We start from the raw sequence: 6,267 nt of genomic DNA, 5'->3' as shown, positions 1-6,267 counted from the left end.
AGGGGGAAGCCCCCAACTACCATCGGCGCTAAAGAGCTTAACTTCCGTGTTCGGTATGGGAACGGGTGTGACCTCTTTGCCATCATCACTAGACTTTTTTCGGCTTTCAATATATGTCATATCTTGAAACCCTTATGTATTTCGTTTTGAAGTTTATTACTTGTCCTTCAAGACAAGAATTATTGTATAACGTTTCCTCACATTACGCAACACTTTTTTATAAAAAAAGAGAAATTAATACTTTTTGAAGATATTTTTGTAATGTAAGAGAAATTATCACTCTGCTATTTATTATAGCAATTGTTCAATTAAAAGAAAACAATTAATTTATCAGTTGTGTTTTTATCTATTTTAATTCATTAAAAAACGCTGATTTCCGATATGAGCTACTCCTTTCCGACTGTCGAGCCGCTTCGCTTTTCGTAGGAATCTTAAATCTGCGACAGGATCATTCAGAGTAGCCCTTCGTTACATCAACTTAAAAAGCAAAATATAAACAACAAACTATTTAATAGATTCAATTAACATGCCTGTTAATTTATTATTTCAAAATTATTTAATTATAGCTTTCAAGTTTCATCTTATCCTTAAACATATTAAGCCCTAGATTTACTGTTCAGGCGAAAGAACATTTACTTATTTTACCTGAGAAACAAGCAATCATACCTCTGCATAATTGTGTCTGGAAGCTTTAGGCCAACAAATGTTTTTTGCGCGAAAGCGAAGCGTCAGCAGAAGGTGTTTATACACCCGCTGACGTTGCACTTTCGTTACCGAAAACATCTGCTAAAGAAGCTAAATAACAGAAAGTGCCATTTGTAATCGATCAATTTCCTCAAAAGTTGTTGCTGAACCAAAAGATATTCTAAAAAACTGACGTGCCGCTTCCATAGAATAGCCCATTGATAAAATCGCCTTCGTACCAGATTCACTATGAATATCACAGGCACTTCCTGTGGAAATACATATCCCCGCTTCATTTAATTTTAACAAAACGTATTGCCCCTCTACTCTTTTCATCAATACACCACAAATATTAGGCAATTGCTCCTTACTCTCAATTATTTGACACGTTTCTTGTAAATTTCCCTTAAAGCTTTGACGTAATGCTTCATAATGCTTCCGCTCATATTGATAGTCTTCAATCGCCGTAGCAAAAGCGACAATAGCTGGGGTATCTAGTGTTCCTCCCCTTAACCCACGCTCATGCGTGACACCTGGTGCTAATGCAGGAACACGGAGCTTAGGATTAATATAGATAGCTCCACATCCTTTTGGCCCACCTATTTTATGAGCTGAAACGGTAATAGCATCTACTTGCTGTTTTAACGGAAGTTTACAGAAGGACTGTACACAATCGACATGCAAGAGAACGTTTGATTGTTTTGCAATTTCGGCTATTTCTTCAATAGGTTGAATAGAGCCTATCTCTGAATTTACATGTTGGATAGTGATTAAAGCCGTATCTTCTTGTATTGCTTCTCGTAGTTGCTTCACATGAATACAACCATCTTGCTGTAAAGGTAACTTCGTGACCACAAACCCCATTTTTTCAAGTGTATTTAAAGCCGCATGTACGGATGTGTGTTCAGCTTGTGATGAAATAATGTGCTTCCCTTTATTTGACGCTAAAGCTAATGACAAAATCGAAATTAAATTGCCCTCAGTTCCGCTTCCAGTAAAAATGACACCGTCACTATTTACTCCAAGAGATCTTGCTACAACAGCTCTTGCCTGTTCAACAAAATAATGCGCTTGCCCCCCTAGATCATGTAAGCTTGCACTATTTCCATAATACTGCTTTGCTACCTCACAATATGCTTTAAGAGCTTTTGGAGTCATTGGAGAAGTTGCAGCGTAATCTAGATAAATCATCTTATTCTTCCTTTCTAGTTTATCAGGTCTTGTTTTCTCTTTTATTTTATGTAAAGATATGTGTCAAGACAACTGTAAAGAAGGTATGTGTATGGATGTAATGACAGATGTACTTATTATTGGTAGCGGTATTGCTGCACTTCAAACTGCTCGACTTCTCGAAGGACATTTTCAAGTACAGATCGTTACAAAATGTTCAGTTAAAATGAGTAGTTCTTATCGTGCTCAAGGTGGTATTGCTGCCGTTACAAGTCAAGAAGATCATCCAAAGTTTCACATTGCTGATACGTTGACTGCTGGTGAATATCATCATGAAAGAAGGAATGTTGAAGTACTAATAGAAAACGGCACAGAAATTATGCGCGATTTATTAAATAAGGGCTTCCCAGTTGATCGACAAGTTGATGGGTCCCCTGCTTTAGGCCTTGAGGGGGCACATAGTCATCACCGCATTTTACATGCAGGCGGTGATCGTACTGGCCAAGTAATGATAGATTATTTGCTCAATCAACTTACATCTAATATCGTTGTGAATTGCTATGAAATGGCTTACGAGCTTTTATTGAATACAGATGGAGATTGCGTTGGCGTTTTGACAAAGGGGCCAGAGGGAATGAAGCGCTACCTTGCCCACCATGTCATTCTCGCGACAGGAGGTGCAGGTGCTATTTATTCTTGTACGTCTAACTTTGCTACGAACACTGGAGATGGTATCGCTTTAGCATACCGTGCAGGAGCTGCCATCAGTGATATGGAATTTATGCAATTTCACCCTAGCTTACTTTGGTGTGAAGGGCAGGCTAAAGGTTTAGTCTCTGAAGCTGTACGCGGCGCCGGTGGAATGTTTGTCGATGCACAGCGTCATCCCATAATGAAAGGCATACATGAACAGTTGGACTTAGCACCACGCCATATTACTGCACATGCATTATTTAATAAACGTACTGCTGGGCAGGAAACATTTATTGATATTTCAAGTATTGAACACTTTGAAATAAAATTCCCTACGATTGCTCAGCTTTGCTATGACAATCATGTTAATTTACAAGATGGATTAATTCCTGTAGCACCAGGTAGCCATTTCTTAATGGGTGGTGTTGTTGCTGATGACAAGGGAAGAACTTCTATTCCTAATCTATATGCAATTGGAGAAGTTGCTTGTACAGGGGTGCATGGTGCCAATCGTTTAGCTAGTAACTCTCTTTTAGAAGGAATTGCGTTTGGGCAAAGAACAGCCCAATACATTATTCAAACAGGTTGCAAGCAAAATAGTTTCTTGATCGATGACAAACATCACCAACAAACAATGCCATCATTATTTACAAAAGATCAATTACGACAAATGATGATGCACACATTAGGCATTGTGAGAAATCCTATTGATATGCAACACTTCGTACAACAATTGCCCTCAATGCAAACACTTCTTCATGTTGATTTAGACGGCTTGAATCGACAGGAACTTGAACTTTATATGATGCATATTGTCGCTATATTAATGGCACACGCAGCCATTACACGAAAAGAAACTCGAGGAGCACATATTCGCATTGATAAACCACAATATGATCATCAGTGGGCAAACCGCTGGATCATTTTTCAACAAGGACAGATGAAAGTGAGGAATTCATTATATGAATATCATCAAACTCGAGGAATTGCTAAAGCAATTTTTTAATGAGGATATAGGCGATGGAGATTTATCGAGTGAATTTATATTTTCTCCAGAACAGCAGGGATCTTTTTCTTTTTATGCGAAAGAAAACGGCATTTTTTGTGGAGCCCTTATCATTAAGCATGGATTTCTTCTTCTTGATCGATCAATGGATATTATCCTTTATAAACAAGATGGTGAAAAAGTAAATGCCGGTGATGTTCTTGCTATTATCCAAGGACCTCTTCAAAAGTTATTAATGGGTGAGCGTGTAATTTTGAATCTTATCCAGCGTATGTCTGCTATTGCTACAGCTACAAATTTAGCGGTGCTAGAAACAGCAGGTACTAATGCGAAAATATGTGATACGCGCAAAACAATGCCTGGAATGCGTATGTTAGATAAATATGCTGTTAGAGTCGGTGGCGCCTATAACCATCGCAATGGTTTATACGATGCGATAATGCTAAAGGATAATCATATTGCTTTTGCAGGTAGTATTACTAAAGCAGTACAGGCTGCTCGTGAGAAAATCGGTCACACCATTAAAATCGAAGTCGAAATCGAAACAAAAGCACAACTAGATGAAGCAATTGCAGCTGGTGCAGATATCATTATGTTTGATAATCGTAGCCCTGAAGAAATACGTAAATGGCTTCCAGCAGTTCCTCCACATATTGCTACAGAAACTTCAGGCGGCATTTCGCTTCATAACTTAAATAGTTATGCTAAAACAGGTATTCAATGGATTTCACTTGGAGCGCTAACACACTCAGTAACAGCCTTTGACATAAGTGCACTTGTACAAACGAAAGGAGCTAATTCCATTGTCCATCACTAGTTTATTACAACAAACGTCACTACTACCAGAGCATTATCGTGCTTTAACTAAAAATGACATGGAATCTCGCATTCTAGCCATAAAAAAGAAATTAGGTAGTAAGCTCTTCATCCCTGGGCATCATTATCAAAAAGATGAAGTGATTCAATTTGCTGATGCGACAGGGGATTCCTTGCAGCTTGCTCAATTATCAGCAGCTAACAAGGAAGCTGAACATATAGTATTTTGTGGCGTACACTTTATGGCGGAAACAGCTGATATGCTTACAACTGAACAGCAGCATGTTTACTTACCTGATATGCGTGCAGGCTGTTCAATGGCAGACATGGCAGACATTTATCAAACAGAACAAGCATGGCCGATTTTACAGGAACTCTTTGGCGATACCATTCTTCCTCTAACATATGTCAATTCTACTGCTGCTATTAAAGCCTTTACGGGGCGACATGGTGGAGCCTGCGTAACATCGTCCAATGCAAAAGAAATGGTTAAATGGGCATTTACGCAAAAACCACGTATTTTCTTTTTACCAGATCAACATTTAGGTAGAAATACTGCATACGATTTAGGAATACCGCTTGAAAATATGGCAGTTTGGAACCCTCATACAAATATGCTTGAGACAGATCAGTCCCCAGAAAACATTCAAATCATCTTATGGAAGGGACACTGCTCTGTACACGAAGGTTTTACAGTTCAGCATACGGAGCTTATACGTCAAGCTCATCCAAATATGCGTATCATTGTTCATCCTGAATGTAGTCGCGAAGTTGTTGCCGCAGCAGATGATGCAGGTTCTACAAAATACATTATTGATACGATTAAAAAGGCTCCGAGTGGTTCAGCATGGGCAATCGGTACTGAAATGAATCTCGTTAATCGTATGATCAAGCAGCACCCTGATAAGCAGATTATCTCTTTAAATGAGAACTTCTGTCCTTGTCTTACAATGAATCGAATTGACCTTCCACATCTACTTTGGTCCTTAGAAAGTATAGAAAAGGGGCAGCCACATAATCGTATTGAAGTAGATGCTCACATTGCGGAAGAAGCACGTAGCTCACTTGAAAGAATGCTATTAAAAGCTTAAGAACAAATGCGCTAAAGCTTTTATATCCGGCCCTAGGGATCAAAGCAACCTTGAGGATGTAACGTTTTAACCTAGACTAAAACTATATCCAGGGATAACTACAAATCAATTATGCCTCGGCATAATTGCGTCCGGAATCGGCTTTGTGCTTAGGCCTGCAGATGTTTTTTGCGCGAAAGCGTAGCGGAAGCAGCACCGATGCAGGTCAGTTAGCCGTTATCGCATGGATGCGATGATTTTAGGCTAACATCCTTTAAGTACTCCATTCCGATTCCGTGACATCCGCCGGAGGCTTTAGGCCAACACGAAGTTGGTCACTCAGTCGTTGCCACAGGACGTGGCGTTCTTAGACTGAGTTCCTCTATTTTAATGTTTGGACACCCGCTAAAAAGTAATTTATATCTGCATTCATCTCACCACCTATAGGGGTGCGAGACTTCTGCTGAAAGAAATTAAAAGTCTGTAGTTTCTTTAACAATAACCAAACGTCTACTCATTTCTGGTAGACGTTTGGTTATTGTAGTTATTTGAGTCTTCTACGTGACATGTTGCAATGTTTGTTTTCAATTTAATTAATTTCAACATTTAATTTAAAAATTGTTTATGAGAAAAATATTAGAATCTTACTCCTCATATCAAATCCTATATAGAATCTTAAAAGCTATCTTTATACAAAAAAATGCAGTAGATGTAATTTACATCTACTGCATTTTTTTAGTATGACCCGTACGGGATTCGAACCCGTGTTACCGCCGTGAAAGGGCGGTGTCTTAACCACTTGACCAACGGGCCAATGGCGGAGAAGGA

The 6,267-nt window shown here is 38.9% G+C and carries 4 protein-coding genes, 1 tRNA gene and 1 rRNA gene; 3 read left to right on the top strand and 3 right to left on the bottom strand.

The genetic code is table 11. The features are described from left to right. Together rrf and ABH968_RS27535 are read right to left on the bottom strand one after the other, a co-directional pair. Nucleotides 1–93 (bottom strand): 5S ribosomal RNA (rrf, locus tag ABH968_RS27540); the annotation flags it as partial. Nucleotides 94–795: 702 nt separating this feature from the next. Continuing rightward, nucleotides 796–1,875: a cysteine desulfurase family protein gene (locus tag ABH968_RS27535; protein ID WP_370049183.1), complete on the bottom strand. Its 1,080-nt coding sequence runs from the start codon at nucleotides 1,873–1,875 to the stop codon at nucleotides 796–798. A gap of 91 nt (nucleotides 1,876–1,966) precedes the next feature. Between ABH968_RS27535 and nadB the strand changes: the two genes are divergently transcribed. From nadB to nadA, 3 genes are read left to right on the top strand one after another with little or no spacing between them, the layout of a single operon-like run. After that, nucleotides 1,967–3,553, top strand: coding sequence for an L-aspartate oxidase (gene nadB, locus ABH968_RS27530; protein ID WP_370049181.1), 1,587 nt, complete (start codon nucleotides 1,967–1,969; stop codon nucleotides 3,551–3,553). Continuing rightward, a complete protein-coding gene (gene nadC / locus ABH968_RS27525; protein WP_370049180.1) occupies nucleotides 3,510–4,370 on the top strand; it encodes a carboxylating nicotinate-nucleotide diphosphorylase in 861 nt (286 codons plus the stop codon). The genes nadB and nadC overlap by 44 nt, the downstream gene beginning before the upstream one ends. Then, nucleotides 4,357–5,460: a quinolinate synthase NadA gene (gene nadA, locus ABH968_RS27520; protein ID WP_370049178.1), complete on the top strand. Its 1,104-nt coding sequence runs from the start codon at nucleotides 4,357–4,359 to the stop codon at nucleotides 5,458–5,460. The genes nadC and nadA overlap by 14 nt, the downstream gene beginning before the upstream one ends. Before the next feature lie 720 nt (nucleotides 5,461–6,180). Here nadA and ABH968_RS27515 read toward each other — a convergent pair. Beyond that, nucleotides 6,181–6,252, bottom strand: a tRNA-Glu gene (locus ABH968_RS27515). Nucleotides 6,253–6,267 lie beyond the last annotated feature (15 nt).

Origin of the sequence: Lysinibacillus sp. RC79, assembly GCF_041262405.1 — a bacterium.
Lineage (GTDB): Bacteria > Bacillota > Bacilli > Bacillales_A > Planococcaceae > Lysinibacillus.
This window is presented reverse-complemented; position numbering and strand designations above follow the sequence as displayed.

Bases quoted from the DNA above. Each gene is read 5' to 3' on its own strand.
- nadC (WP_370049180.1), top strand. From the start codon at position 3,510: ATGAATATCATCAAACTCGAGGAATTGCTAAAGCAATTTTTTAATGAG.
- nadB (WP_370049181.1), top strand. From the start codon at position 1,967: ATGGATGTAATGACAGATGTACTTATTATTGGTAGCGGTATTGCTGCA.
- ABH968_RS27535 (WP_370049183.1), bottom strand. From the start codon at position 1,875: ATGATTTATCTAGATTACGCTGCAACTTCTCCAATGACTCCAAAAGCT.